General features: G+C 34.9%; 26 protein-coding genes and 1 riboswitch. Of the genes, 18 read left to right on the top strand and 8 right to left on the bottom strand.

The window, feature by feature from the left end; genetic code table 11:
- The first annotated feature begins 389 nt into the window (after positions 1-389).
- Positions 390-1,349 carry an IS30 family transposase gene (locus tag V6S17_RS09750; RefSeq protein ID WP_069124469.1) on the top strand — a complete coding sequence of 320 codons (960 nt, stop codon included), beginning with the start codon at positions 390-392 and terminating at the stop codon, positions 1,347-1,349.
- A gap of 56 nt (positions 1,350-1,405) precedes the next feature.
- On the opposite strand, the gene V6S17_RS09745 is transcribed toward V6S17_RS09750, so the two are convergent.
- From V6S17_RS09745 to V6S17_RS09735, 3 genes are all read right to left on the bottom strand, one after another.
- Positions 1,406-2,065 carry a CPBP family intramembrane glutamic endopeptidase gene (locus V6S17_RS09745; protein WP_029091816.1) on the bottom strand — a complete coding sequence of 220 codons (660 nt, stop codon included), beginning with the start codon at positions 2,063-2,065 and terminating at the stop codon, positions 1,406-1,408.
- 67 nt (positions 2,066-2,132) lie between these two features.
- Entirely contained in the window at positions 2,133-2,603 is a 471-nt protein-coding gene (locus V6S17_RS09740) for a hypothetical protein (RefSeq protein ID WP_029091817.1), read from the bottom strand.
- Positions 2,604-3,315: 712 nt separating this feature from the next.
- Complete coding sequence (locus V6S17_RS09735; RefSeq protein WP_154657740.1) at positions 3,316-3,492, bottom strand: hypothetical protein; 177 nt, start codon at positions 3,490-3,492, stop codon at positions 3,316-3,318.
- Between the two features lie 422 nt (positions 3,493-3,914).
- On the opposite strand from V6S17_RS09735, the gene V6S17_RS09730 reads away from it, so the two are divergent.
- The 6 genes from V6S17_RS09730 to rpiA all read left to right on the top strand — a co-directional run bounded on the left by V6S17_RS09730 (position 3,915) and on the right by rpiA (position 8,471).
- A complete protein-coding gene (locus V6S17_RS09730) occupies positions 3,915-4,565 on the top strand; it encodes a GTP pyrophosphokinase (protein ID WP_029091818.1) in 651 nt (216 codons plus the stop codon).
- Between the two features lie 5 nt (positions 4,566-4,570).
- Positions 4,571-5,359 (top strand): NAD kinase, encoded by a 789-nt coding sequence (locus tag V6S17_RS09725; RefSeq protein WP_029091819.1) that lies wholly within the window; start codon positions 4,571-4,573, stop codon positions 5,357-5,359.
- A gap of 21 nt (positions 5,360-5,380) precedes the next feature.
- Entirely contained in the window at positions 5,381-6,262 is an 882-nt protein-coding gene (locus V6S17_RS09720; RefSeq protein ID WP_029091820.1) for an RluA family pseudouridine synthase, read from the top strand.
- Between the two features lie 77 nt (positions 6,263-6,339).
- The gene (fabI, locus tag V6S17_RS09715; protein WP_029091821.1) at positions 6,340-7,128 is read left to right on the top strand and encodes an enoyl-ACP reductase FabI; all 789 of its coding nucleotides are present in this window, start codon (positions 6,340-6,342) and stop codon (positions 7,126-7,128) included.
- A 128-nt stretch (positions 7,129-7,256) separates the two neighbouring features.
- On the top strand, positions 7,257-7,766 hold the full coding sequence (locus V6S17_RS09710; protein ID WP_029091822.1) for a shikimate kinase: 510 nt from the start codon (positions 7,257-7,259) through the stop codon (positions 7,764-7,766).
- A gap of 24 nt (positions 7,767-7,790) precedes the next feature.
- Positions 7,791-8,471 carry a ribose-5-phosphate isomerase RpiA gene (gene rpiA / locus V6S17_RS09705; protein WP_036027440.1) on the top strand — a complete coding sequence of 227 codons (681 nt, stop codon included), beginning with the start codon at positions 7,791-7,793 and terminating at the stop codon, positions 8,469-8,471.
- Between the two features lie 180 nt (positions 8,472-8,651).
- Here rpiA and V6S17_RS09700 read toward each other — a convergent pair whose 3' ends face one another.
- From V6S17_RS09700 to V6S17_RS09685, 4 genes are all read right to left on the bottom strand, one after another.
- A complete protein-coding gene (locus tag V6S17_RS09700) occupies positions 8,652-9,476 on the bottom strand; it encodes an aldo/keto reductase (RefSeq protein ID WP_029091823.1) in 825 nt (274 codons plus the stop codon).
- A 351-nt stretch (positions 9,477-9,827) separates the two neighbouring features.
- A complete protein-coding gene (locus tag V6S17_RS09695; protein WP_029091824.1) occupies positions 9,828-10,280 on the bottom strand; it encodes a GNAT family N-acetyltransferase in 453 nt (150 codons plus the stop codon).
- A 5-nt stretch (positions 10,281-10,285) separates the two neighbouring features.
- The gene (locus tag V6S17_RS09690) at positions 10,286-11,011 is read right to left on the bottom strand and encodes an alpha/beta hydrolase (protein WP_029091825.1); all 726 of its coding nucleotides are present in this window, start codon (positions 11,009-11,011) and stop codon (positions 10,286-10,288) included.
- Between the two features lie 27 nt (positions 11,012-11,038).
- Positions 11,039-12,502 (bottom strand): MDR family MFS transporter, encoded by a 1,464-nt coding sequence (locus V6S17_RS09685; RefSeq protein WP_029091826.1) that lies wholly within the window; start codon positions 12,500-12,502, stop codon positions 11,039-11,041.
- Positions 12,503-12,759: 257 nt separating this feature from the next.
- Between V6S17_RS09685 and V6S17_RS09680 the strand changes: the two genes are divergently transcribed.
- The 3 genes from V6S17_RS09680 to V6S17_RS09670 all read left to right on the top strand — a co-directional run bounded on the left by V6S17_RS09680 (position 12,760) and on the right by V6S17_RS09670 (position 16,601).
- Entirely contained in the window at positions 12,760-13,806 is a 1,047-nt protein-coding gene (locus V6S17_RS09680) for a M42 family metallopeptidase (RefSeq protein WP_029091827.1), read from the top strand.
- Positions 13,807-13,965: 159 nt separating this feature from the next.
- On the top strand, positions 13,966-15,540 hold the full coding sequence (locus V6S17_RS09675; protein ID WP_029091828.1) for a peptide chain release factor 3: 1,575 nt from the start codon (positions 13,966-13,968) through the stop codon (positions 15,538-15,540).
- Between the two features lie 452 nt (positions 15,541-15,992).
- Complete coding sequence (locus V6S17_RS09670) at positions 15,993-16,601, top strand: hypothetical protein (RefSeq protein WP_029091829.1); 609 nt, start codon at positions 15,993-15,995, stop codon at positions 16,599-16,601.
- A 38-nt stretch (positions 16,602-16,639) separates the two neighbouring features.
- Here the strand turns inward: V6S17_RS09670 and V6S17_RS09665 are convergent, their stop codons facing one another.
- Positions 16,640-16,840, bottom strand: coding sequence for a hypothetical protein (locus V6S17_RS09665; protein ID WP_029091830.1), 201 nt, complete (start codon positions 16,838-16,840; stop codon positions 16,640-16,642).
- Positions 16,841-17,000: 160 nt separating this feature from the next.
- Positions 17,001-17,105, top strand: a riboswitch (yybP-ykoY riboswitch).
- 133 nt (positions 17,106-17,238) lie between these two features.
- Here V6S17_RS09665 and V6S17_RS09660 point away from each other — a divergent pair.
- The 8 genes from V6S17_RS09660 to V6S17_RS09625 all read left to right on the top strand — a co-directional run bounded on the left by V6S17_RS09660 (position 17,239) and on the right by V6S17_RS09625 (position 23,546).
- Positions 17,239-18,003, top strand: coding sequence for a TerC family protein (locus V6S17_RS09660; RefSeq protein WP_029091831.1), 765 nt, complete (start codon positions 17,239-17,241; stop codon positions 18,001-18,003).
- Between the two features lie 113 nt (positions 18,004-18,116).
- Positions 18,117-18,866, top strand: a complete 750-nt coding sequence (locus V6S17_RS09655; RefSeq protein WP_029091832.1) for a TerC family protein — start codon at positions 18,117-18,119, stop codon at positions 18,864-18,866.
- An 8-nt stretch (positions 18,867-18,874) separates the two neighbouring features.
- The gene (locus V6S17_RS09650; protein WP_051535991.1) at positions 18,875-20,185 is read left to right on the top strand and encodes a TrkH family potassium uptake protein; all 1,311 of its coding nucleotides are present in this window, start codon (positions 18,875-18,877) and stop codon (positions 20,183-20,185) included.
- A gap of 108 nt (positions 20,186-20,293) precedes the next feature.
- Positions 20,294-21,121 carry a polysaccharide deacetylase family protein gene (locus tag V6S17_RS09645; protein WP_096699334.1) on the top strand — a complete coding sequence of 276 codons (828 nt, stop codon included), beginning with the start codon at positions 20,294-20,296 and terminating at the stop codon, positions 21,119-21,121.
- 153 nt (positions 21,122-21,274) lie between these two features.
- The gene (gene infC / locus V6S17_RS09640) at positions 21,275-21,859 is read left to right on the top strand and encodes a translation initiation factor IF-3 (RefSeq protein WP_080712929.1); all 585 of its coding nucleotides are present in this window, start codon (positions 21,275-21,277) and stop codon (positions 21,857-21,859) included.
- Between the two features lie 47 nt (positions 21,860-21,906).
- Positions 21,907-22,107, top strand: coding sequence for a 50S ribosomal protein L35 (gene rpmI, locus V6S17_RS09635; RefSeq protein WP_029091835.1), 201 nt, complete (start codon positions 21,907-21,909; stop codon positions 22,105-22,107).
- Between the two features lie 59 nt (positions 22,108-22,166).
- Entirely contained in the window at positions 22,167-22,526 is a 360-nt protein-coding gene (gene rplT, locus V6S17_RS09630) for a 50S ribosomal protein L20 (protein ID WP_029091836.1), read from the top strand.
- 186 nt (positions 22,527-22,712) lie between these two features.
- On the top strand, positions 22,713-23,546 hold the full coding sequence (locus V6S17_RS09625; RefSeq protein ID WP_029091837.1) for a Cof-type HAD-IIB family hydrolase: 834 nt from the start codon (positions 22,713-22,715) through the stop codon (positions 23,544-23,546).
- The last annotated feature ends 1 nt before the right edge of the window (position 23,547 follow it).

Here is a 23,547-nt window from a genome sequence, read left to right as displayed (position 1 = left end):
TGTGAGTTATACGTGGTGCTTATTCTTGATTTTAGAATTGACGACTTTCTTCAATTCTTGAAATTTCTGACGTAGCCTAGTAACTATTAATATAATTGGTGATTAGATATAATAATAAATAAAAAGAGACAAGGTGGTGGTGTCAATTAATAAGATAAATAGAATACTCAACTCATCTTATTTTCTGTTTTTGATGGGATTTATTTCATGGGCTTGTATAGTCGCTCCGGCTTATAAATTTAAGTTTATAAACTATATTCCTCTTTGTCTTTCATTAATCATTATTTTATATACGCCGATTGTAAAATTAAGCTAGACAATTAAAAAAATCATTTGTGATACACTCAAATTGTATTTCCGACGAAAGAAAACAAGGAGAGTGATCACAAATGACCTATACACATCTTACTACAGATGAACTCGTTTTAATAGAATCATATTATCATCAAACTAAGAAAGTTAAATTTGTTGCAGAGACTTTAAAACGTTCGAGACAAACTATTTATAATGTTTACAACGCTTTAGATGATGGTTTATCTATGCTAGATTACTACCAACGATACAAAAATAATAAAAAAAATTGTGGGAGACTTCCTATCCTTTTACCTGATAATGAAACTGACTATATTCAAAAGAAAGTGGCTCAAGGGTGGACACCAGACGTGATTATTGGTCGTAACGAGTTTCCTATTTCTTGTTCTGTTCGTACTCTTTATAGACTATTTAAGCGTGGCTATTTTAACTTAGCCGCCTTACCAATGAAAGGGAAAAGAAAGCCGAATGGTCACAAAGAAAAGAGAGGTAAACAAGCTTTTAAAAGAACGATTCATCAGCGTGATAAGGAAAATCGTCACTTCAAAAGTGAGTTTGGTCACCTTGAAGGTGACACTATCGTTGGCAGAAATCATAAAAGTGCTGTTATTACCTTAGTTGAAAGACTATCAAAAGTAATTATTACGTTGAAACCTACCGGCAGACAAGCAATAGATATTGAAAACAGTTTAAACAACTGGTTTAAAACAATTCCCACTCATTTATTTAAGTCTATTACGTTTGATTGTGGTAAAGAATTTTCTAATTGGAAATCTGTCAGTAACTCCAATGATATTAATATCTACTTTGCTGATCCAGGTACTCCCTCACAAAGAGGGTTAAATGAGAACTCCAACGGATTATTACGCAAGGACGGACTACCTAAGAGAATGAATTTCAATGAAGTTGATGAAGCGTTCATTCAGTCTGTTGCTTCTAAAAGAAATAACATTCCTAGAAAGTCATTGAACTATAAAACACCATTGGAAGTATTTTTGAGTTATGTTAATAATGATATTTTGTCTAGCTTAATTTGACAAATAAAAATATAAAAAAAGGAACAAACAAAAACAAGTAAATAGCGGTTTTGACTTCACTGTAATAGGCCATATATTAAATTATTTAAAAAATGAATACCAATTACATAATATATATTTTTGGTTTTAAGATAAATTAACCCCAAGAATAAACCGCCAATTATATAAGGAAACGTTCCAATGAGACTATTTGTGAAAAAATAATGTGCCATTCCAAATAAAATTGATGACAATATTAATAAAAATAGAGAAGTTAATTTTCTTTTGTGATTACTATACAGAAAATTATATCTAAAATATAACTCTTCGTTGATAGTTGTTAGGAGATAATAAACCTTAATAATAGGGAGGAACACCACTTGTATAGGATGTAAATTTTGTAAAGTAACATTCGCTTCCAGACTAACTGGATAGTTAAACATATTTAAGTAAATCATGAAGTCATTAGCGGCATTCATGATATGTTGAAATAGAAAGGCACCTAGAAAAGAAAAAAGAAATAGCTTCATTTTTTTTCTTTTGAAAAATTGCCAGTCATGCTTTAAAACAGTCTTATGTAAATTGATACTAACAAAAAACAATAGAGTTACAGTGAAAAAAGAAGGGAGATGTAAAACAATAGAGTGAGGATACTCTGGTTCTAAAATTTTCACTGCACTATTAATTACTAATACCTGAATTGGTAAAATGGCGAATGCCAATATACGTTTTTTCATGAATACCTCCTACTAATAAAAGAAAAGCACTCAATTATAATGAGCGCTTTTTTTATTGCTTCTATAATTACCTAACATGATTTTCTGTATAAGACTGTACTAATTTTTTTCTTGCGGAGTCATTATATATTTTCACTTCAAATTTAACATAAACATTACGAGCATCTTTAGAAACATACTTTCTTGTGGTCCAGTATTTTTTTTTCATCGCATAATTAGATTTTCTTAATGCCTCAGCCGTTGCAGCTCCAGCGAAAAACTTGCTTTTGGCTTTTGAAGATAGTACGGCCATAATACCTGCCACGAAAACGCTAGCCTTAGATTTTATATATTCAGGAGTGACATTATTACCAGTGTAAGTTGAAACATATTTCCAGTTCATAGGAACCCCTACAGGTAAATTAACTCGGGCGCTAAATTCTGGTACTTTAGCAAACTCTCCGTTATTTAAAATAAGAGGTTCGTAGAGGTAAGGAATATTTTCTTCGATGATATTTTCCTCATAACTTACGCTCGAGTCCGATTCGTTTTTTTTCAATATTTAATTCATTTGGATCCATACTATCTGCCAAAACAGTAGTAGTAACTGAAACTAGCGATAAAACAATTAATAAACTAAAAAAACCGATGCAGTTTTAATAAACATATTACATTCTTCCACCGATTTTTCGGAAATTACAAAATATTCTGCCTTTTCAATATGTGAATGATACTATATATATATACATGTCAATAGTAGCTTTGCATATATTTTTTTTGGAAACAGGTATTATATGCCTACTCTGTAAGTGATGAATTTAAATTTAGAGTTCTTTATGTAAAGGCTATAATATCTATTTAGAAACAACAACGTTAGTAAGTGAGTTGTTTAAATCATTTTTTTAGTCAAATTGAAAATGTGCAATCAATTTCATGATCGTGACAACGACACCCATGTTTAAAGGGGTTCTAATTAGTAGATTAGGGGAACTGTGGATACTTAGATATATAATTATCTTAGTTAATAAGTTATGCACTTTTATCAGATTAGAATTAGAAGGAATGAAAAAACCGAAACTAGTTGAAATTGATTTAGATAAAATTTTTACTAATCCCAGAACTGACAAATGTTATTTACGGTAATAAAGAAGTTAATTGTAAAGCACTCAGAATGAATAAATCTATATTGTTGACATTTAGATGTGAAACAGTCAAAAATGTTATTTTTAGTCAGTTGATACTTATAGATATTCTTATTTTGTGAAGTAATATTATTTTTTCGAGTTTCTCTCAGCGATATAACCGAGTAATAATAACATGAAACTGATTTGCATAATCGCTAAACTTAAACGACCGAGCCAACCTGGGATAATATTTTCAATGCCAATGAAAATGTGTAGAATTGGAAGTATCGAAGTGAAAATCAGTAAATATAACGTGTTTTTCAAAATTTCATCCTCCTAGGGATAATTATTTGTTGAAAATCAAAGTCATTAAAATAATTATAAATCTTAAAACAAGACGTAACATGATAAATTATTATTAAAATTAAATAAAGGATATAGAAACTATTTAATTATCGATGATGATTTAAATGTGACAAGTAATATGAATGTTAAAATTTTGAGAGGATAATTAGTCACTCAAAATGTGTGTTATTGATAATTTTAGCATAAAAAAGCGAGCTGCCTTCAAAACGCCTGTCATATATTTTTGATACCCATATGGTTTTAATCTATTGAAACGCATTGAAATTTCTAAGCAATAGAAACACCTATATAACACTGTTTTTTCGGTGTTTATTTGTGCTTATTTAATCACCCTATGGTAAACTATAAAGGTAGCGTAACATTAAATAGAGGTGAGTACAATGGAAGATTGGGATGGATTTTTAGCGCCATATCAACAAACTGTGGCAGAATTGAAAATGAAATTAAAAGGTATTCGTACGCAATTTAAATTAGAGGGGAAACATTCTCCAATTGAATTTGTTACAGGACGTGTCAAACCAATTGAAAGCATCGTAGATAAAGCCTTGAAAAAACACATTTCAATCACACGATTTGCCGAAGAGGTCACGGATATTGCTGGTTGTCGTGTTATGTGTCAATTTGTAGAGGATATCGTTATTGTTGTTGAGCATTTACGAAAACGTAATGACTTTAGAATATTAGAAGAGCGTGACTACATTTCAAATAAAAAACCAAGTGGTTATCGCTCATATCATTTAGTGATAGAGTACCCTGTGCAAACAATCAATGGTGAAAAGAAAGTGATTGCCGAAATTCAAATCAGAACGTTGGCTATGAATTTTTGGGCAACAATTGAACATTCACTCAGTTATAAATATCGCGATGAGTTTCCAGAAGATATTAAAGCGCGTTTGCAACGAGCATCAGAAGCGGCTTTTCAATTAGATGAAGAGATGTCTCATATTCGTGATGAAATCCATGAAGCACAAACTTATATACAAAAACAACAAAGTCAGCATAAAACAACTATCCATACTAAAAAGAGGTGATACAGGTGAAATATGCCATTCGAACACGACATGATCTTATGTCCCAAGAAATTCGCAATCATTTAAAAGAACGTTTTGATACACTGGGGCTGAGTGAAGATAACACTGAACCGGATATCGTTGTAACAATCGGAGGCGATGGTACCTTGTTAGATGCTTTTCATCATTATGTTGATCGCTTAGATATGACAGCTTTTGTAGGCATTCATACAGGTCATCTGGGCTTTTATGCAGACTGGTTACCTCATGAAATTAATGCTTTAGCTGAAGGCATTGCACATGGGAAATATAGCATTGAGACCTATCCGTTAATTGAAGTTAGAATGAGTAAACTAAATGCTGAACCTCAAAAATATTTAGTGCTTAATGAGGCGACGTTTCGCTTAGCATCAGGAACATTAGCTGTGGATGTGTACTTACAAAATGAATTATTTGAATGTTTTAGAGGCGATGGTTTATGTGTTTCTACGCCAACAGGTTCTACGGCTTATAACCGTTCACTTGGTGGTGCAATTATTCATCCAACAATAGAAGTGATGCAACTAACAGAGATGGCATCAATTAACAATCGCGTTTTTAGAACAATTGGTTCACCTTTAATTTTACCGAAGGATCAAACAATTAAGTTGATACCTACGGGTGCAAAAAAATGTATTTTAACAATTGATCACCATACTGAATTACATGAAGATGTCACGCGTTTAGATTATGAATTATCAGGAAAAAAAGTGCAATTTGCGCGCTTAAAGGCATCAACTTTCTGGAATCGTGTGCACAACTCATTTATTAACTAATAGATAGAAGGAACGAAGAAAATGAAATTAAGATGGACGGCTCTTGCCGAAGAAAATGGATTACTTCTCAGAACTTTTTTGAGTCATCATCATGTATCTAAACGATTACTTGCAGCTATTAAATTTAGCGGTGGTGAAATTCGTGTGAATAACCATGTGGAAAATGTAAGATATAAAATCGTAACAGGTGATATTGTCACTGTTCAAACACCAATAGAGCAAGAAAACGAGTCATTAATACCTGAAATTGGGCCTTTAAAAGTGATTTATGAAGATGATTTTTTATTGATAGTTGATAAACCAGCAGGCGTTGCATCAATTACTGCGCAGTATCATCCAACCAAAACAATGGCGAATTTTATAAAAGGCCATTACTACTCTAAAGGTGAAAATCAAGCTATTCATATCGTCTCTCGTTTAGATAAAGATACATCAGGTATTATGCTTATTGCTAAGGATCGATACAGTCATGCAAGACTTAGTGAATTACATCAGCAAGGATTGGTTAAACGTAGTTACCGTGCTTTTGCAAAAGGAAGAATTGAGACGAAAAGCCCGATTATAGAACCAATTGGACGCCAAGATGGTAGCATCATGGTGCGTGAAGTGCGTTCAGATGGGAAGTATGCCGAGACACACTTTGAAGTGTTAGAACGAAACAAAGAGTGGACGGATGTAGCTGTAGAATTAAAAACGGGGCGTACACATCAAATACGTGTGCATTTTCAACATATTGGGCATACCTTAATGGGTGATGATATGTATCTTGGTGATATGAGTGAAATTCAACGCCAAGCACTGCATAGTGAAAAATTAACTTTAATCCATCCGTTTACTGATGAAGAAATGTCTTTTCATTGTGAAGTGCCAGCTGATATGCAAGCGATGCTCGATAGATTATAAAAAAATAAAGAAACGCATGATATTTAGAGAACTATCATGTAAAATAATAAGAGAACTTATTTCATTAGGAGGCTATTATGCATTTAAACTTTGAAAATAAAACATATTTAATTATGGGTGTTGCTAATAAACGCAGCATCGCATGGGGGATTGCCCAAGAACTTGATAAAGCAGGAGCTAAATTAATTTTTTCATATTCAAAAGAACGTTCAGCAAAAGGATTGGTAAAATTAGCCGCAGACTTATCGGATTTAAATAAAGAAGCACCGATGGTGAAATGTGATGTTACAAGCGACGAAGATATCACAACAGCAGTGACTGAGTTAAAAGAAAAAGTGGGTACTTTAAACGGTATCGTTCATTCAGTCGCGTTTGCTAATAAAGACTTTTTAGGTGATGATTATTCTGCAGTTGATCGTGCGAGCTTTGCTCAAGCGTTGGATATCAGTGCTTACTCGTTTACAGCAATCATTCGCGCTGCGAAGTTAGCAGACTTACTTGCTGAAAATGCAAGCTTACTAACGTTAACATATCTAGGTGGAGAACGCGTTATCCAAAATTACAACTTAATGGGTGTAGCAAAAGCTGCATTAGAATCATCTGTTCGATACTTAGCAAGTGAATACGGACCAACAGGCGTTCGTGTGAATGCGATTTCCGCAGGACCTATTCGTACATTATCAGCACGTGGCGTTGGAAACTTTAGTGAGTCACAAAAAATGGTTGAAGAACGCGCACCATTACGTCGAGTTACTACAGTTGAAGAAGTTGGAACGACGGCTGTATTCCTCTTAAGTGATATGGCTAGTGGCATTACAGGTGAAAATATTCATGTCGATAGTGGCTACCATATTATTGGCTACTAAATAGTAAACAGCAAAGCAAAGTATGTAGCTATCAAGCATCTTTGCTTTGTTTTTTTAGATGTTGTTTTACATTCACTTCAGCTATCACGTATAATGAAGTATGAAACTAATCGAAGGGAATTTACGCAATGAAAACTCAAAATAAGACAATTGTACTGGTTGGTTTTATGGGTGTTGGTAAAACAACTATCGGAAAAAAAGTTGCTAAAGCGTTAGATTTAACATTCAATGATAGTGATAAATTGGTAGAAGAAAAAGTTGGTTTAACAGTCAAAGAAATATTTGATGTTCATGGCGAAATATATTTCAGAGGTTTAGAAGAAGCCATGATATTAAGCTGTTTGTCTGAGGATCAACCACAAGTTTTAGCACTTGGAGGCGGTGCTTTTATCAATGATCGTATCCGTGAAGTCTGTATTGAAAAAGGGGATGCTATTTTCCTGAAAATTAGCTGGGAAGAGTGGAAAAAAAGAGCTGATGATTTGCGTCCAACGCGTCCATTACTTCAAAAAAATAGTGAAGATGAAATTCATACATTATTCGAAGCGAGACAGCAATTATATTCCCAAGCACCCACAACAATAGTAACAGATAATTTAACAATCGAAGAAATTGTAGAAGCAATTCAACAGCGATAATATAACTAGAGAGGAAGAAGCTAAATGAATGGCAAACAAGCTGCAGGAGAACGTGCATTAGACTATATTGAAGATGGTATGGTTGTAGGACTAGGAACAGGTTCGACTGTTTTTTATTTTTTACAAGCATTGTCAAAAAAAGTAGCAGAAGGTTTACAAGTCACAGGCGTCGTTACATCAATTCAAACGGCTAAATTAGCAGAAGAATTAAACATCCCTTTAATGGATTTAAACGATGTTAAAGTGATTGATGTGTGTGTGGATGGTGCTGATGAAATCTATACTGAATCAGGACATATATACGGAATCAAAGGTGGAGGCGGTGCGTTACTATTTGAAAAACTAGTGGCTGAAACCGCAAAAATGCGTATTTGGATTGCTGATGATGCGAAGGTGGTATCGCATTTAGGAGCGTTCGGTTTACCTGTGGAAGTTGTTCAATTTGGTTATATGCAAGTTTTCCAGCAATTAACAGCTAAAGGATATGCACCGAAGCAACGCTTGAATGAAGATGACACCCCTTATACAACAGATAGTGGTAACTATCTATTGGATTTACAATTTGAACCAATCACTGACCCGATATCTTTGGCAACAGAACTTAAAATGATGACGGGTGTAGTAGAACATGGTTTATTTAATGATATAACAGAAGTAACTATTATTGCCGATGCTACTGGATCAGCGATGGTTACTGAAATTTAAGTGTCTCTTTAGAATAGAGAATAACCTTTTGTGGTGACTTATCACAAAAGGTTTTTTTGTATAAAAAAAGAGCAGAATAATCTGCTCCAGATGGTAGACAAAGTCTTGAAATACTTCTTTTTTTGAATATGATTTAAGTGCCTTTGACTACGATATGAGAAGTTTGAATAGAAATGCTTTTTAAAAATTAAAGTTGTCAGGATCAGGACCGGTACGATGATCTTCATTGAGAGCATCAATCTTAGCCATTTCAGCAGCGGACAATTCAAAATCAAATAGTTGTGTGTTTTCAGCAATACGACCAACATTGACTGATTTCGGTATGGTCACAATGCCATGTTGTAAATCCCAGCGTAAAATGATTTGTGCGGGTGATTTTTCATGCGCTTTAGCAATTTCAGCAATCGTTGAATCTGTAAGAATTTTACCATTACCAAGTGGAGACCATGCTTCAACAATAATTTGATGTTTTTCACAAAATGCTCGAAGCGGTTCTTGCGAAAGTTTTGGATGTAATTCAATTTGATTAATCATTGGTTTTATTTTTGCAGTTTTGAACAATTCTGTTAAGTGATGTTCATGGAAATTACAAACACCAATAGCGCGTACTTTACCTGTTTCATATAAATTTTCAAGCGCACGCCATGTGTCACTATATTTATCAGCTACTGGCCAATGAATCAAATAAAGGTCAATATACTCCAATTGTAATTTTTTTAAACTTTCATCAAAGGCTTTAAGTGTTGATTCGTAACCTTGATCAGCATTCCATACTTTTGTTGTTATAAATAGCTCTTCACGAGGGAGATTTGAATCTTTAATAGCACGTCCGACACTTTCTTCATTCTTATAAGCAGCAGCTGTATCAATACTAGTATAACCCGATTTAAGTGCATGTGTGACAGCTTCATAAGCTTCTTGACCATCTTTCGCTTGCCATACACCAAAGCCCAAACGGGGGATTTCAACACCATTTGTAAATGTAGCAGTATCTTTGAATTTCATAAAAAAAGCCTCCCTTAGATTGATATGACTAGTTTAACACTTACCACCAAGTGACAGTCAAGTAAGACAACTTGGTGAAGACGAGTATCAGTTGGAAATATAATAGTGCAGATGCTTACTGTGTTTTGTAGAGTGAGTGTAATGGATATTTTTTCGCTACTTCAAAAAAAGCATCGAATTATGTTCATCTACCCTTCACTGAAAGACAAACAACTCCTACAAAATGGATAAAACACTATCCTGACAAAGAACGTCAAAATAGTGTTTTATCCAATTTATTTGGAGCTAAACGTTTGTTGTTGCTTTCAATTATTCCAATTTCTTCAGTTTTGATCAAGTGTGAAGGTGCTTTTATGAATAGACTGGGATTTTATATTCCATATCAACGTGCCAGATACCGCCCATGTCCAAATAGCGTTCACCGGATGTAGCTACAAATCCTAGTTTTTCATAAAATAGTACAGCGTGTTCTTGAGCTGATAGGTATAAACCGTCTAGTTGATCTTCTTTAGCTGATTTTTCAATCGCAAGAATAATTTCACGGCCAAAGCCTTTACCACGGCCTTCTTTTAATACACAAATGCGTTGCACTTTGCCAAGGTTATCGTGAATGTATAAACGTCCAGTTGCTACTGGATGACCTGTTTCATCATCATAAGCTAAAAAATGTTCACATTCTGATTCTTTCCCATCATTATCTTCATCAGGTGAGAAATTTTGTTCCTCAACAAATACTTTCGCGCGGATGTTTTTTACGATAGCTAATTCCTCAGCATTCGTATGGTTGATTTTAATAACTGTCATGGTCTTTAAAACTCCTTTTCATTAAAAACTTGTAAACTAGCAGAGAGTTCCTGCTGCCAGTTCTTCCAAGTATGTCCGCCCTCAAACGTCCAACTTGAATAATATAGGTTCTCACACCAAATTTGTTCTAAGTGTTGATTAGGCGTGGTAAAATCACAATCCGGATTACCAAAGGTAGTATCAACATGATGCTCCTGTGTACCATAAACGTGCGATACTACTAAGGTTACAGGTGTCTGGGTACGACATTTTTCCAGCATATCTTCGTCTAAAAACGGCGAGAATAAACATACTTTACCAAAAGTAGATGGGTAACGCAAGCATAGTGCAATACTTAATGTTGCACCTAAGGATACACCGGCTAAAAAGCGACTTTTCGCATCCTGGAAGGAGGGGAGTTTTAAATCAAGATAAGGTACCAATTCTTCAGCAATAAAACGTTGATATAGTAAAAATTCTGAACCATTAGGATGACAACGTTGTGCTCTGATTTTCACTGATTCGTAGGGAAGAAGAATGATAATAAACTCTTGGAGTTTATTGTCATTTATGTTTCGATCTATTGTTTTAAATAGTCTTCCAAACTGCATAAAATCTTGCGCATCTTGTGCAATTAAATAACGGTATTTACGCGTTGGTTCATAATTCGGGGGATAATGTATAATGAACGGCATCGTCTCATTTAGAAAATGGCTTTGTAAGTGATCCTGTTGATTCGTTTTTACATTCATTGTATATGTTCCTCCAGCTATTAAGTCTTATTTATACTTCATTGTTTTGATTGGAAGATGGAATAAGAAAGTAATAATTGTAATGACAAGCATCGAAATAAATACCGTGTGTAACCCACTGTAAAGTACATCTTTTAATTGAGCAACTGCTTCAGCAGCGATTGGTGCGTGATTAGGGTTTAATAGTTGTGTTAAATTATCATGTGTAACACCTGGGCTTTTATTTTCAGCAAGAAGACGTGTTGTCGTCGAGTTGAAAATTGTACCAAAGATAGCCATACCCATAACTTGTCCTAATGTACGGAACAATGTATTAACAGAAGTAGCTGCTCCCATATCTCGTGGGGCTACCACATTTTGAGCTGTGATTGTTGTCATAGTAATCGTGATACCAAAACCTAGTCCCATTACAGCAGAGGCACCGAGGAACATCCAAATGGTTGCATCTTTTGTAAGAACCATTAACCAAAGACCTGCAAGGCCAATAAAGAATGTTCCTAAACCAATAACACGACGGATACTAGAACTTTCAATCATTTTTCCACCAATAAATGAACCAATAATCCAAGTGATAGACATTGGTGCTAGTGTGAAGCCGGCAATTGTTGCACTTAAGCCAAGGATACCTTGCACCCACATTGGCATATAAACATTGACACCAATTAAGAATGCACTTGCTAAAATGGCAACTACATTAGCGAACGTAAATGAAAGGTTTTTGAACATTGGCAATGGTAAAATTGGGTATTTTGTTCGATTTTCTTGCCAAATAAAGAGTCCTAAAAAGAGAACTGCGATACCAAATGCTAATAATACATTTGGCGAAACCCAACTTAATGTATCGCCTGCGAATTGGAATCCAAGTAAAAGTGCAACTAAACCAATAGTAAGTAAGAACGTTCCAATATAATCAATTGTTTGTTCTGATTTTTCAACTTTTTCGTGGAAGAAAATTTGCATTAATATTATTAAAATAATACCGATTGGAACATTGATAAAGAAAATCCAGTGCCAAGTAAGGAAATCAACAAGAAATCCTCCTAATAAAGGTCCGAAAATACCTGCAATACCCCAGGCTGCTCCATTAAGTCCCATAACTTTTGCGCGTTTTTCAACAGAGTAAATATCAGCAATAATAATAAAGCTAAGCGGCATAATTGATCCAGCACCAATCCCTTGGATTGCACGGAAGATAATCAATTGTGTCATATCTTGGGCCAAGCCACAAAGAGCAGAACCAATCATAAAGACGATTGTACCAATAATAAAAATTGGTTTTCTGCCAAAGATATCTGCCAGTTTCCCGAAAATAGGAACACAGACAGCGGAAGTTAGTAAGTAGATTGAGAATACCCAGTTCATAATTGAAATACCATTCAATTCGCTGACGATACGAGGGACGGCTGTCGAAACAATCGTTCCTTCAATGGCAGTCATGAAGGTAGAAACAAATATCGCAACGGTTACCCATTTAACGTGTGTTGTTTTCAAAATCATTCTCCTTTTCATAAAAAAATAAAGTGAGTGCTAATGTATAAAAGCGCCACTACTTATAGTAACATAAATAAGAGAGAATACTTTTTATATTTTTCATATAAATGTTACCTGATTTATATTATTCCCTTTTTCCAAGAAATAGTATAGGACATATGTCTCAGATAGGTAAAAAAGGTGACTAAATGTGAACAGATATAGTTGAAGTGTTAATCGTTCTTAATTAAAATAGAGTAAAGGACAGGTGACATATAATGAAAATTACAACAGAATCTACAATGAACACAATTTTAGAATTAACAAATATTGCGAGCCCTACGGGTCATACAGAGAAGATTATGGAACATATTACGCATCGATTGGAAGCGGTTGGATTAGAGGTTCGTAACACTAATAAAGGTAATCGTATTGTAACTATCGCAGGTGAGGATAATACACAACACCGTTTATTAACAGCACATGTTGATACATTAGGTGCGATGGTTAAAGAAGTTAAAAGTAATGGTCGTTTAGCTTTAACTCTAGTTGGCGGTTTTAGATTTAATGCGATTGAAGGGGAATATTGCACGATTGAAACAGCAGATGGACGTAAATATACAGGCACAATTCTGATGCACCAAACAACTGTACATGTTTATCAAGATTCAGGATCAGCTGAACGTAATGCTGTAAATATGGAAGTTCGGTTAGATGAAAAAGTTGTATCAGCAGATGAGACTCGCTCATTAGGTATTGAAGTCGGTGATTTTATTAGCTTTGATCCACGTAGTGTGCGAGCGGGTGATTTTATCAAATCGCGTCATCTTGACGATAAGGTCAGTGTCGCTGTGTTGTTAGAAGCTTTGATGCTGTTAGCTAAAGAGAAAATAACATTGCCTTATACGACACATTTTTTAATCTCTAATAATGAAGAGATTGGTTATGGGGGAAATTCAAGTATCCCTGAAGAAGTTGTCGAGTATATTGCTGTCGATATGGGAGCAATAGGTGATGGACAAACAAGCGATGAGTACCACGTGTCTATTTGTGCTAAAGATAGTAGTGGCCCTTATCATTATGGCTTACGTCAACATCTTGTAGGGTTAGCGCAAGCGAGTGAGATTGCTTATTGTGTTGATATATATCCATTTTATGGTTCAGATGCTAGTGCTGCCATGAAAGCAGGCGCTGATGTAAAGCATGCGCTTATTGGAGCCGGAATTGAAGCGTCACACGCATATGAACGTACTCATAAAGAGGCAGTTGTTGCAACTGAGGAACTAGTTTGTGCATACTTATTCTCTCCTTTAGCCAAAAACTGAGAAAAAGTGAGCTGAAAACGTTCGCTTTTTATAAAAGAAGACTAAAGATATGTGTTGAAATATGCTATACTATTTTTATGTCAATTTATAGGATACGGAGGAATTCCGATGTAGCGTTAAACTATCACATCAGATTCTAGTAAAAAACGGAGGGTAACAATGGTAGACTCAATTCAAAAAGAAATTGAATCGCGCAAAACGTTTGCGATTATTTCACACCCCGATGCGGGGAAAACAACAATTACGGAGCAACTGCTTTTATTTGGTGGTGCAATTCGTTCAGCAGGAACTGTAAAAGGTAAAAAATCAGGTAAGTTCGCAACATCGGATTGGATGGAAATAGAGAAACAACGTGGTATTTCTGTTACAAGTTCAGTGATGCAATTTGATTTTGATCATTACCGTATTAATATTTTAGATACACCTGGTCACCAGGATTTTAGTGAGGATACTTATCGTACATTGATGGCGGTAGATAGCGCAGTAATGGTTATTGACTCGGCTAAAGGGATTGAGCCTCAAACGATGAAACTATTTAAAGTTTGTCGTATGCGTGGTATTCCTATTTTCACATTTATTAATAAATTGGACCGCCCAGGACGCGATCCAATGGATTTAATTTCAGAGTTGGAGGAAGTACTTGAAATTGGTGCTTATCCGATGAACTGGCCAATTGGTATGGGGAAAGAGCTTGTTGGTAACGTTGATCGTTATAATCATCGTATTGAACAGTATCGTTATGAGGATGAAGCGGATCGTTTTATTCCCTTAACTGATAAAAATGAATTACTCGGTGATCATGCTGTGAAAGAATCAACCTATTTTGATCAAGCAATGGAAGAAATTAACTTGCTTGATGAAGCAGGTAATGAATTCGATCAAGAAGCCATTGCTAAAGGTGAATTAACGCCTGTATTCTTTGGTAGTGCTTTAGCTAACTTTGGTGTTGAAAACTTCTTATCAACGTTTGTTGATTTTGCACCATCTCCACAACCGCGTAAAACTGAAGAAGGTAATTTAGTAAATCCAACTGATGAGAAATTTTCAGGCTTTATCTTTAAAATCCAGGCTAACATGAATAAAGCACATCGTGATCGTATTGCATTTGTTCGTATTTGTTCAGGATCTTTTGAAAAAGGAATGAACGTTTATTTAACAAGAACCGGTAAATCAATCAAATTGAATAACTCGACACAATTTATGGCTGATAGCCAAGAAATAGTTAGTCACGCTGTTTCAGGTGATATCATTGGGTTATATGATACGGGTAATTACCAAATTGGGGATACGATTACAATGGGAGATAAAAACTTACATTTTGAAAGTATGCCACAATTTACGCCAGAATTATTTATGCGCGTATCAGCGAAAAACGTTATGAAACAAAAACATTTCCATAAAGGCGTTGAACAATTAGTCCAAGAAGGTGCAATTCAATTGTATAAATCTTGGCATGCAGGCGATTATATGCTCGGTGCAGTTGGTCAATTACAATTTGAAGTATTTGAGCACCGTATGAACAATGAGTATAATTCTGAAATCATCATGGAACCAATGGGCAAGAAAATGGCACGTTGGATTAAACCAGAAGATGCAGACGAGAAATTGGCATCTAATCGTAACATGCTTGTACGTGATCGTTATGATAATCCAGTCTTCTTGTTTGAAAATGAATTTGCGTTACGCTGGTTCACAGATAAAAACCCTGATGTAGAATTATTTGAATTAATTTAATAAAAGTATCTTCACACTCGGTTCAAAACGGAAGATATTGGAATAATTGAAAGCAACAACAAACGTTTAGCTCCAAATAAATTGGATAAAACACTATTTTGACGTTCTTTGTCAGGATAGTGTTTTTGAAATTTTGTAGGAGTTGTTTGTCTGTTGCTAGAGAATGAAAGCAACAACAAACGTTTAGCTCCAAATAAATTGGATAAAACACTATTTTGACGTTTTTTGTCAGGATAGTGTTTTTTTATTGCGAAAATTAACATTAAACGATGTGAATAGAACAATGGATCAATTAAATGGATAGTGATTTTAACGGAATTGGTTTAATTGTAAATAACAGGTGGCACTATAGGATTCTTCTAATCAAATAAATTCGTTTCTATGTCAGTAAATAAGCTATAATAAATAAGAGAGTGCATGACGATTTTATAATGCGATTGGGGGAGTAATTGGTGAAAAGACAGTTATGTCTATTTATGATGGTGATGTTTTTTAGTTTGTTAGTGGTACCTGTTCAAGCTGGAAAAATTGATTCAGAAACAAGGACTGTTGCCGGACAGATTGTGAAAGAAACTGACTACATGAATAAGAAACAAGATATTAGTCATACTTTTTTTAATCAGCAGGTGCAGGTTAACACATTACAATTAATGTCTGATGGTATTGTTTATCAACCGGAACAAATACAAACCTATACAAATTTATTTTTCAAAGCTAAGGTGAGTAATCATTTTAAGGAAACAGATGAATATCTAAGAAAAAATAATTGGTTTATTTATTTTAAAGGGAATGCTAAAAGTGAGGCAGAGGCGGAAGTAATGTTGAAATCCGTGAAAGAGCGACCGTTGGTTAATTATCAAAAAACTAATGAAGTCAAAGGGGAGAATACCTACACAATTTCAGCTTATACGTCTTCTGAAATTTTCGAAAGTGAAAAGGTAGTAAGGATTATGGGGACTTTTAAAGAATATGATAACGGACGTATTATGGGGGAAACAAAGCGTTATATTGAATTTAATACTGCTGAATTAATAGAGCACCAAACTGAAAAAATAAAATAGTTAATTTGAGAACAAAAAAAACCCGCAATATCTGCGAGTTACACAAAATTAGCAAGGTCTCCAGTAAAGACAAACATTAATAACAATCCACAAGCTATTGCAACAACAGCAATTAAAATCAAGTTAATAAACCCGAGTTTTGTTATACGACGTGCATTGGATAATGCTAAGTAGAAGGCTAATATTAAAAATAAGAAACCTAAAACAATTGCTATAATTGGTAATAAATAATAGTCCATTGATAAATACCTCTATTCATATTTTAATTCGACACAGCTCAATTGTATGTACACCTATTCTACACTGTTTAACAAAAAATGTGCAACTATAAACGAAAATATAATTGACGAGATAAAATAATCTATGGTATGATGAACTCAATTAAATAACAGTTTGACATTATGTGTCAAAGGGGAGTAGCGTCGTTATCTTTTAGAGATAACGAGATAAAGTCGTCAATACATGAATTTAATTCATCGGTTTTATCAACATATTTTTTATGTCTAGCGAGACCTTTGTCCACTTATTTATTTAAGGTGGGCAAAGGACTCGTTTTTTTTTGTTAAAAGTAAAAGCGATGTTTTTTGTTCTCTTAGTAGTCAATGTGAATTTAAGCAAATTATGAGGAGGCGATCGTATGGATGCAGCAATGTTATTACAGTATGGTTGGGTATTGATTGTTTTAATTGGGTTAGAAGGAATTTTAGCAGCGGATAATGCAGTTGTAATGGCTGTAATGGTAAAACATTTAGAACCAGAGCAACAAAAGAAAGCACTTTTTTATGGATTAGTAGGGGCATTAGTTTTCCGTTTCATAGCATTGTTCTTAATTGCAACACTTGCAAAATATTGGGAACTACAAGCAGCAGGTGCAGCTTACTTACTCTACATAGCAATTTCAAATATTTATAAAAAATATTCCCATAAAATCGGCAAACAAAAAACTAAAAAGAAAAAAGAAGGCGGTTTTTGGGCAACTGTTATCAAGGTTGAACTAGCTGATATCGCTTTTGCAGTGGATTCAATGTTAGCAGCAGTTGCTTTAGCAATTACTCTACCTAAATCAGGTTGGGGTGAAATTGCTGAAATAGACACAGCACAATTCATTGTAATGTTCCTTGGGGGCGTTATTGGATTAGTTATTATTCGTTTTGTTGCAACAGCAGTTGTTAATCTCTTGAAAAAATATCCAGCGCTTGAAACAGGTGCCTTTGTACTTGTCGGTTGGGTCGGAGTTAAATTAGTTGTTATGACATTAGCACATGAAAAAGTTGCGATTTTAGCGCATGACTTTCCACATGGTACATTATGGCAAAGCATCTTCTATGGTGTGATGGTTGTTATCATCCTTGCAAGTGTGCTAAGTTCACGTAAATCAAAGGTACCGACAGACAGTCATTAAACTCAATAGTAAAAATGTATTTGTTATTTTGCTCAATCAGAAACAGCTAATTCCTGTTCTGATTGGGTTTTATTCGTTTCTAGCGATGAAATAAAAAGGAAGAGGGTATTGTTATGGATACAAGTTTATTGCTGCAATATGGTTGGGTTTTAGTTGTGTTAATTGGATTAGAAGTTGTTTTGTCAGCGGATAATGCGGTTGTTATGGCAGTTATGGTGAAAGGACTTAAACCAGAAAAACAAAAAAAGGCACTGTTTTATGGTCTTTTAGGAGCAATGATTCTACGATTCAGTGCGCTATTTGTTATTTCATTGCTAGTAGATATGTGGTATGTCCAAGCATTAGGTGCTGTTTACCTAATATACCTTGCAATTAAACATTTTATTCCTAGCAGAAAACAAAAAAAAGTATCTCACACCAATGAAAAAGAACCTTCGTTTTGGGGGACCGTTATTAAAGTAGAATTATCTGATATTGCTTTTGCAATTGATTCAATTCTTGCAGCGGCAGCTTTGGTTATCACGCTTCCAAATACGCATACCTTTAATATAGGTGGTATGGATGGGTGGAAGTTCATTGTGATGTTCTTAGGTGGCTTTGTGGGTCTATTGTGTATTAGATTTGCAGCGACTAGGATTGTCCGTTGGCTTGGGATTTATCCGGTACTAGAAAAAGCAGCTTTTATATTAGTGGGTTGGGTAGGTATTAAATTAGCCGTATTAACTCTGGCTCATAAAGACATCGCTTTGTTACCCTTAAACTTTCCTGAAAGTGTGGGTTGGCAAGTGACATTCTGGGGTGTTATGATTGTGATAATTATCGGCGCTTTAATAAAGGTTAAACAAACACCTAAGAAAGGGTGAAAGGAAACATGTTGTATCAATTACGCTTGCGGTTACGAAATTTAACACCAGTGCAAGCTATCGTATCGTTTTATTTTGTAGCAATGACAGTTGCCACTTTAGTGTTGCTGATGCCTATTGCTAAAAAACCAGGACAAGATGTCTCTTTTATCGATACATTATTTGTTGCAGCTAGTTCAGTTAGTGTAACAGGGCTATCACCAGTAAGCCCAGGTGAAACATACAGCACATTTGGATTGATATGTATGATGATTTTCTTCCAAATAGGTGGGCTGGGTATTATGATGATGAGTACTTTATTCTATTTGATGTTAAGACGTCGTATTGGTCTAAAGCAACGCCGTTTAATTCAAACAGATGTGAACTCGTATTCAATGAGCGGTATGGTGAATTTGATTCGTGATGTGTTCATTATGATTACGACTGCTGAAATCATTGGTGGAATCCTCATTGGCTTATATACAATTCCGCATTATAAGGATGTTGGATCAGCATTCTTCCATGGCTTTTTCTTGAGTGTTGCGGCAGCAACCAGTGCAGGAATGGATATGGATGGCCTTTCAATGGAACCTTTTGCAGGGGATTATTTTATTCAAGTTATCGTTATGTTATTAATGATTATGGGGGGGATTGGTTTCCCTGTATTATTAGAAATCAAACGTTTCTTAATAGGTCGTAAGAAAGGGAAACGTCCGTTTCGTTTTTCTCTTTTCACAAAATTAACAACATTTACTTATTTTGGTCTTTATTTTTCAGGTGCACTTTTTATTATTTTATTAGAATATCGTAAATTATTTGCCGGTATATCCTGGCATCAAGGCCTTTTTTATAGCTTGTTTACATCCGCCACAGCACGAAGTGGGGGCTTCACTTTGTTAGACTTGAATCAGTTTTCAACGACTACAATTTTAATTTTAATCGTGTTCATGTTTATTGGTTCCTCACCAAGTTCAACCGGTGGAGGTATTAGGACAACAACGTTCGCTATGACTTTACTTTTCATAGTTGCAACGGCTCGTGGGCACAAGCACGTTCATATCTTTGGACGTGAATTTTTAGAAGAAGATTTAAGAAAAGCATTATCCGTCACGATGTTCTCCGGCCTATTGTGTTTTGGTTCAGTATTAATTTTATCCTTCACTGAAACAAATATTCCGTTGCTATCGTTACTCTTTGAAACTGCATCTGCGTTTGGGACCTCTGGTTTATCATTAGGGGCGACAGGTGATCTATCAGTGATAGGGAAATTAGTCATTATCATGTTGATGTTTGTTGGGCGTGTTTCGATGATGTATATTCTTTTATTCACAGCGGCATGAACAGATAATGAGTATGGTTTCCGTTATCCAAAAGAAAAAGTTATCTCAGGTTAAGATGAATTTTATTATTAGGGGGAGAGTAACATTTCAATAAAGAGACTAATAATCGTGATCATTAGTATTGTTGTACTTTTTATAATTGGAACGTTATGTTATAACAATTTTATAAAAGAAAAAACAACATCACCAGAAGCAAACACAGTAATAAAAAAAGTGGCGACAAAACCTAAAAAAGAAGTTAAAAAGGCAGAAACAGTAAAATGGATAAAACAAACAGAACCGGTAAAAATACCGATTTTAATGTACCATAGTATTTCAACTGGAAATTCGTTACGAGTGCCACCTGCTGAATTTAAACAACAAATGGCTTTTTTAAAAGAATCGGGTTATTATACTTTGACGCCAGCAGAGATGTACAAGGCATTTGAGACAAATTCATTGCCGTCTAAAAAAGTAGTGTTACTAACGTTTGATGATGGTTATACCGATAATTATACCGAAGCGTTGCCAATTCTAGCTGCTAACAAGCAACAAGGGACAATCTTCATGATTACTGATACAACTGGAAAGAAAAATCATTTAACGCTAGCACAAATGCAAGATATGATAAAAGATAACATTACAATTGAAAGCCATACAGTGACTCATCAAGAATTAAATAGCCTCAAAAAAGAGTTGCAATTGAAAGAATTAAGCGATTCGAAATTATTTATTAAACAACGACTTAAGCATGATTCAATTTTAGTAAGTTATCCTGTGGGACGTTACAATGAAGATACGTTAGCAGCTACAAAAGAAGTTGGTTATAAAATGGCAGTTACAACAGAACCTGGACTGGCATCAAAGGCTGACGGTTATTTCAAGTTGAAACGCGTTCGAGTTGTACCAGGATTATCACAAGAAAGTTATCAGCATTTAATTGAAAATGGATTGTAAAAGGTGTTGACGTAATTTAAATCGTATGGTAAGATAAATCTTGTGAGTTTAAATAATACATGAAAGAAGAAGTTTCCGCTTCTCGCCTTGTTGACATTAGTGTTTTCAGGCTAACAAACTATTTAATTAAGTCTGTTTGCGGGTATTTCTGAGATGAAATATCCGTTTTTTCATGTTTTTGAACATCATGCTAGGTTCAATTTAATTTGGAGGTGGATTATCATTAGCAAAGACACTACTTTGATCAATGAAAACATTCGTGCTCGTGAACTTCGTGTAATTACTCAAACTGGTGAGCAGTTAGGTGTGCAAACAAAAATTGCAGCGCTCGAACTTGCTGAACGTGCAAATCTTGATCTTGTTCTAGTTGCTCCGAATGCAAAACCACCAGTAGCCCGTATTATGGATTACGGTAAGTTCCGATTCGAACAACAAAAGAAAGATAAAGAAGCGCGTAAAAATCAAAAGACTATTACGCAAAAAGAAGTACGACTAAGTCCAACAATTGATGAACATGATTTCAATACAAAATTGCGTAACGCTATTAAATTCTTAGAAAAAGGCGATAAAGTGAAAGCTTCTATCCGTTTCAAAGGACGTGCGATTACACATAAAGAAATTGGATTAGAAGTTCTAAACCGTTTTGCATCCGAATGTGCAGAAATTGCAACAGTCGAATCAAAAGCTAAAATGGACGGACGCAGTATGTTCTTAGTTTTAGCACCGAAAGAAAGCTAATCGGAGCAGCAAAAAACATGCTGTGTTAATACAAGGAGGAAAAAATCATGCCAAAAATGAAAACACACCGAGGTACAGCTAAACGTTTCAAAAAAACTGCTTCAGGTAAATTAAAACGTGGACGCGCTAAAACAAGTCACTTGTTTGCAAACAAGTCAACTAAAGCTAAACGTCATTTACGTAAATCAGCATTAGTATCAGCTGGCGATATGAAACGTATCCGTCAACAATTAGATAACATCAAATAATCGAAGTCGTCTAAGAAACGACAAAAAATCATTGTTTTTAAAATCAGGAGGGAATTCTTATGCCACGAGTTAAAGGCGGTACTGTAACACGCGCACGTCGCAAAAAGGTCATCAAATTAGCAAAAGGTTATTATGGAGCAAAACATATTATTTTCAGCGTAGCTAACCAAGCTGTAATGAAAGCAAACATGTATGCTTACCGTGATCGTCGTCAAACAAAACGTAACTTCCGTCGTTTATGGATTGCACGTATCAACGCTGCAGCACGTATGAACGAATTATCTTATTCTAAATTAGTACATGGCTTAAAATTAGCAGGTATTGATATGAACCGTAAAATGTTAGCTGAATTAGCAGTTAATGACTTTGCAGCATTCACACAATTATGTGATGCAGCTAAAGTTGAATTAGCTAAATAATAACATTTAACCATCCACTTTAATTAGTGGGTGGTTTTTTTTTGAAACACAATGATAACCTGCATTTTATAGGGAAGCTTTAAAAGCGAGTTCTTTATTTTTGGAAGGGTAGAACGTTGCTACTTTTATGGTAAAATAGAAGGGCACAGTCTTAAGGACTGAAATATTTATCAGGAGGCTACAAACATGACTTTAAAACATATTAAAACAATTGTAACTGATATGGATGGCACAGCATTAACATCAACGAAAGAATTACATCCTATTACACTAGAAGCGTTTGCTGAATGGCAAGCACAGGGCGGCAATTTAATTATGGCAACTGGACGGTTAGATTTAGGTGCACGTTTATATGCGTCACAGCTGAATATCAAATTACCAGTGATTTCATGTAATGGTGCACTTATTCGTGACTGGGAAACAGGGAAAGTATTGTATAAAAATGCCGTACCAATGTCAATCATGGAACAAACGGTTTCAATTGCCAAAGCACATGACGTACCTTATCACATTTATACGACAGAACGTTTATTAAGCCCTGAATTATACGGAACAATGACACGTTATGTAAAAATGAATGAACAAGCAAAAACAGAGGATGAAAAAACACCTTATACAATTACTCCTGATATCCTTGGGGCATTACACGAGGATGAAGCAATGCTAAAAATGCTTGTTATCATTGAAGATAATGAGCTATTAAATAAAGTGCGTGCTGAATTCCTTAAATTAGATGTTGAAACAGTTATTTCAGGACCAAACTTATTGGATGTTATGGTTGGAAACAGTACTAAAGGCGCGGCAGTAGAATGGTTGGCTGAACACGGTTATCTCGAATTAGAAACAACTTTAACTTGTGGAGACAATGAAAATGACATTTCAATGCTACAATCAACTCCGCAAAGCTTAGCGATGTGTAACGCTAAAGATGTCGTGAAAGAAGCCGCTACTTTTATCTCTGAAGTTGATAGTAACGAAGGTGGCGTTGGACGCTTCGTGAAACAACATCTGTTAGGTTAAA

It is taken from the genome of Brochothrix thermosphacta DSM 20171 = FSL F6-1036 (assembly GCF_036884295.1).
GTDB classification, from domain to species: domain Bacteria; phylum Bacillota; class Bacilli; order Lactobacillales; family Listeriaceae; genus Brochothrix; species Brochothrix thermosphacta.
Note: the sequence above shows the minus strand (reverse complement) of the source record. Positions and strands in the feature narration are given on the sequence as shown.

What these genes read in the sequence shown, in the direction of transcription:
- rplT (WP_029091836.1), top strand. Translation starts at nt 22,167, where the DNA reads ATGCCACGAGTTAAAGGCGGTACTGTAACACGCGCACGTCGCAAAAAG.
- V6S17_RS09700 (WP_029091823.1), bottom strand. Translation starts at nt 9,476, where the DNA reads ATGAAATTCAAAGATACTGCTACATTTACAAATGGTGTTGAAATCCCC.
- infC (WP_080712929.1), top strand. Translation starts at nt 21,275, where the DNA reads ATGAAATATCCGTTTTTTCATGTTTTTGAACATCATGCTAGGTTCAAT.
- V6S17_RS09660 (WP_029091831.1), top strand. Translation starts at nt 17,239, where the DNA reads ATGGATGCAGCAATGTTATTACAGTATGGTTGGGTATTGATTGTTTTA.
- V6S17_RS09710 (WP_029091822.1), top strand. Translation starts at nt 7,257, where the DNA reads ATGAAAACTCAAAATAAGACAATTGTACTGGTTGGTTTTATGGGTGTT.
- rpiA (WP_036027440.1), top strand. Translation starts at nt 7,791, where the DNA reads ATGAATGGCAAACAAGCTGCAGGAGAACGTGCATTAGACTATATTGAA.
- V6S17_RS09650 (WP_051535991.1), top strand. Translation starts at nt 18,875, where the DNA reads ATGTTGTATCAATTACGCTTGCGGTTACGAAATTTAACACCAGTGCAA.
- V6S17_RS09690 (WP_029091825.1), bottom strand. Translation starts at nt 11,011, where the DNA reads ATGAATGTAAAAACGAATCAACAGGATCACTTACAAAGCCATTTTCTA.
- V6S17_RS09745 (WP_029091816.1), bottom strand. Translation starts at nt 2,065, where the DNA reads ATGAAAAAACGTATATTGGCATTCGCCATTTTACCAATTCAGGTATTA.
- V6S17_RS09625 (WP_029091837.1), top strand. Translation starts at nt 22,713, where the DNA reads ATGACTTTAAAACATATTAAAACAATTGTAACTGATATGGATGGCACA.
- V6S17_RS09675 (WP_029091828.1), top strand. Translation starts at nt 13,966, where the DNA reads ATGGTAGACTCAATTCAAAAAGAAATTGAATCGCGCAAAACGTTTGCG.
- rpmI (WP_029091835.1), top strand. Translation starts at nt 21,907, where the DNA reads ATGCCAAAAATGAAAACACACCGAGGTACAGCTAAACGTTTCAAAAAA.
- V6S17_RS09720 (WP_029091820.1), top strand. Translation starts at nt 5,381, where the DNA reads ATGAAATTAAGATGGACGGCTCTTGCCGAAGAAAATGGATTACTTCTC.
- V6S17_RS09730 (WP_029091818.1), top strand. Translation starts at nt 3,915, where the DNA reads ATGGAAGATTGGGATGGATTTTTAGCGCCATATCAACAAACTGTGGCA.
- V6S17_RS09665 (WP_029091830.1), bottom strand. Translation starts at nt 16,840, where the DNA reads ATGGACTATTATTTATTACCAATTATAGCAATTGTTTTAGGTTTCTTA.
- V6S17_RS09655 (WP_029091832.1), top strand. Translation starts at nt 18,117, where the DNA reads ATGGATACAAGTTTATTGCTGCAATATGGTTGGGTTTTAGTTGTGTTA.
- V6S17_RS09695 (WP_029091824.1), bottom strand. Translation starts at nt 10,280, where the DNA reads ATGACAGTTATTAAAATCAACCATACGAATGCTGAGGAATTAGCTATC.
- fabI (WP_029091821.1), top strand. Translation starts at nt 6,340, where the DNA reads ATGCATTTAAACTTTGAAAATAAAACATATTTAATTATGGGTGTTGCT.
- V6S17_RS09680 (WP_029091827.1), top strand. Translation starts at nt 12,760, where the DNA reads ATGAAAATTACAACAGAATCTACAATGAACACAATTTTAGAATTAACA.
- V6S17_RS09750 (WP_069124469.1), top strand. Translation starts at nt 390, where the DNA reads ATGACCTATACACATCTTACTACAGATGAACTCGTTTTAATAGAATCA.